Annotated in this window: 2 protein-coding genes; one reads left to right on the forward strand and one right to left on the reverse strand. The window is 67.2% G+C overall.

Annotated elements, in window-relative coordinates:
* Nucleotides 1-76 precede the first annotated feature (76 nt).
* On the reverse strand, nt 77-1075 hold the full coding sequence (locus tag ACQKJZ_RS18595) for a ligase-associated DNA damage response exonuclease (RefSeq protein WP_427733089.1): 999 nt from the start codon (nt 1073-1075) through the stop codon (nt 77-79).
* Nucleotides 1076-1094: 19 nt separating this feature from the next.
* Between ACQKJZ_RS18595 and ACQKJZ_RS18600 the strand changes: the two genes are divergently transcribed.
* Nucleotides 1095-3506 (forward strand): ligase-associated DNA damage response DEXH box helicase, encoded by a 2412-nt coding sequence (locus tag ACQKJZ_RS18600; protein ID WP_427733091.1) that lies wholly within the window; start codon nt 1095-1097, stop codon nt 3504-3506.
* Nucleotides 3507-3564 lie beyond the last annotated feature (58 nt).

The raw sequence follows: 3564 nt of genomic DNA on the forward strand, positions 1-3564 counted from the left end.
CAGCCTGAACGGGGTTTTGGGAAGATGTCTATCTACAACAGCCGTTCAGCCTGAGCGAAGTCGAAGGCCAAGGGACTCAATCATCCTCATCCTCAAACCCCACCAGCGCCAAGGCCCGCGCCTTCATCTGCCGGGTCTCGCACCAATGCACCAACGCCTCCTCGCGCCCATGCGTCACCCATACCTCGCGCGGCGCGATCTCGGTCAGCGTGCTCGTCAGCTCATCCCAGTCGGCATGGTCGGACAGGATCAGCGGCAGCTCGACATTCTTCTGCCGCGCACGCTGGCGCACCCGCATCCAGCCGCTGGCCATCGCGGTAATCGGATCGGGCAGTCGCCGCGACCAGCGATCGTTGAGCGCCCCCGGCGGGCACATTACGACATGCCCCGCCATCTCGGCCTTGGGCGTATCGGCCACCATACGCAGTTCGCCCAGGTCGACGCCCAATTCCTGATAGAGCGCGCATAGCCGCGCCAAAGCGCCGTGGAGATAGATCGGCGCCTCATGCCCGCGCACCCGCAGTTCGGCGATCACCCGCTGCGCCTTGCCCAGCGCATAGGCGCCGACCAGCACGCAGCGCGTCGGATTGGCGTGCAGCCGCGCGATCAGCTTGTCGATCTCGTCGCCGGTTTCGGGATGGCGGAAGACGGGCAGCGCGAAGGTCGCCTCGGTGACGAAGACATCGCACTTCACCGGCTCGAACGGCGTACAGGTCGGGTCCGCGCGGCGCTTGTAATCGCCCGACACCACCACCCGCTCATCCCGATAATCGAGCACGATCTGCGCCGATCCCAACACATGGCCCGCTGGCACGAAGCTGACGTCCACCTCGCCCAGCCGAATCGTCTCGCCATAGCCGACCGGCACACCGGTCTGCGGGCCGTAGCGCGCCTCCATGATCGCCAGCGTTTCCGGCGTCGTCCAGACGGTGCCGTGCCCGCCGCGCGCATGGTCGGCATGGCCGTGCGTCACCAGCGCGCGTGACTCGGGCTCGGACGGATCGACCCAGACATCGGCGGGGGCCACGTAAATCCCGTGTTTATGGGGCTGTATCCAGTCGCCGAGCTTGACCATGATACCTATATCCTTCGGGATGCTCCCCGGTTCCCTTCCGCCCGCCCTGACCGACTGGTTCGCCGCCAAGGGCTGGCAGCCGCGTAGCCACCAGTTGGCGATGCTGGAGGAAGCACGAGCTGGTCGCCACGCGCTGCTCGTCGCCACCACCGGCGCGGGCAAGACGCTGGCGGGGTTCCTGCCGACCCTGACCGAGTTGATCGAAGCTCCGAGCGAGGGCCTCCACACCCTCTATGTCTCGCCGCTGAAAGCCTTGGCGGTCGACATCCGCCGCAACCTCGTCACGCCGATCGAGGAGATGGGCCTCGACATCCGGGTCGAGACACGCACCGGTGACACCTCGTCCGACAAGAAAGCGCGGCAGCGGGTGAAGCCGCCGCAGATCCTGCTGACCACGCCGGAGTCGCTGTCGCTGCTCCTCAGCTATCCCGATGCCGAGGGAATGTTCGCCAGCCTCAAGACGATCGTGGTCGACGAGGTCCATGCCTTCGCCACCGGCAAGCGCGGCGACCTGCTGTCCCTGTGCATGGCGCGGTTGCAGAGGATCGCCCCCGCCATGCGCCGCGTCGCGCTGTCGGCGACGGTGGCGGACCCGGACGGCTATCGTGCCTGGCTGGCCCCCGATGGCGATATCGATGCGGTCGGCCTCGTCACCGGCGAACCGGGCGCGCCGCCGGACATCTCGATCCTGCTGCCCGAGGATCGCATCCCCTGGGCCGGCCATTCGGGCCGCTACGCCGCCGCGCAGGTGATGCGTGTGATCGAGGCGAACCGGACCACCATCCTGTTCTGCAACACGCGCAGCCTGGCCGAGCTGATCTTCCAGGATTTGTGGAAGGCCAATGACAAGAGCCTGCCGATCGGCGTCCATCACGGCTCGCTGTCGCTGGAAGCGCGGCAGAAGGTCGAGGCGGCGATGGCCGACGGCAAGCTCCGCGCGCTGGTCGCGACCGCCAGCCTCGACCTCGGTGTCGACTGGGGCGATGTCGATTGCGTGATCCAGATGGGCGCGCCCAAAGGCTCGTCGCGGCTGCTCCAGCGGATCGGGCGCGCCAATCACCGGCTGGACGAATCGAGCCGCGCGATCTTGGTCCCCGGCAACCGCTTCGAATATCTGGAAGCACGCGCCGCGCTCGATGCGGTGGAGGCGGGCGAGCTGGACCCCGACATCTTCCGCCCCGGCGCGCTCGACGTGCTGGCGCAGCATGTCATGGCCTGTGCCTGCGCCGCGCCGTTCGAGCAGGGCGCGCTGCTCGACGAAATCCGCTCGGCCATGCCCTATTCGGCCTTGGACGATGAAACGTTCGACCGAGTGCTCAACTTCATCGCGGACGGCGGCTATTCGCTGCGCGCCTATGACAAGTTCAAGCGGCTGGTCCGGCAACCCGACGGGCTGTGGCGCGTCACCCATCCTCAATTCGTCGCGCAGCACCGCCTGAACGCCGGGATCATCGTCGAGGCGACGATGCTGAAGGTCCGCTTCCGCAACGGCCGCCAGTTGGGCCGCGTCGAAGAGGGCTTCGCCGCGACGCTGGCGCCGGGCGACACCTTCTTCTTCGCCGGTTTGAGCCTGGAGGTGGAGTCGATCGACGGCGAGGACCTGATCGTCCGCGCCACCTCTAGGCCTGCGCGCATCCCGACCTATGGCGGCAGCCGGATGCCGCTGTCGACCAGCCTCGCCGACCGGGTGCGCGGGTTCCTGGCCGACCGGAAGGAATGGGATCGCTTTCCCCCGGACGTGCACGACTGGCTGGAGATGCAGGATCGCCGCTCGGTCCTCCCCCGCCCCGGCCAGTTGCTGGTCGAGACCTTCCCGCGCGAAGGGCGGCATTACATGGTCGCCTATAGCTTCGAGGGGTGGAATGCGCATCAGTCGCTGGGGATGCTCATCACCCGGCGGATGGAGGCGCAGGGGCTGAAACCGCTGGGCTTCGTCGCCAGCGACTATGCGCTGGCGTGCTATGGGCTGGAGAAGGTGACCGATCCGGCCAGTCTGTTCTCGCCCGACATCCTCGAAAACGAGTTCGTCGACTGGGTGCAGCAATCGCACCTGCTCAAGCGCGCCTTTCGCGAAGTGGCGGTGATCGGCGGGCTGGTCGATCGCCAGCATCCCGGCAAGCGCAAGACCGGGCGGCAGGTGACCTTTTCGACCGACCTGATCTACGACGTTTTGAGGAAGTACGAGCCCGGCCATCTGCTGCTACAGGCGGCGTGGGATGATGCGCGGGCGCGGATGACCGATGTGGGGCGGCTGGCGAACCTGCTCGACCGGGCGGGGGGTACGATGCTGCACGTCGATCTGGAGCGGGTGAGCCCGCTGGCGGTCCCGGTGCTGGTGCTGATCGGGCGCGAGAAGGTCGCGACGGGGAGCGCGGATGACGATCTTTTGATCGAGGCGGAAGCGCTCGCGGCGGAGGCGATGGGGGCGTGAGGTGAGGGATTCGCTTGGCCTTCGACTTCGCTCAGGCGGAACGGAGGTTGGTATAATG

Origin of the sequence: Sphingomonas sp. NPDC019816, from assembly GCF_050274375.1 — a bacterium.
Taxonomy (GTDB): domain Bacteria; phylum Pseudomonadota; class Alphaproteobacteria; order Sphingomonadales; family Sphingomonadaceae; genus Sphingomonas.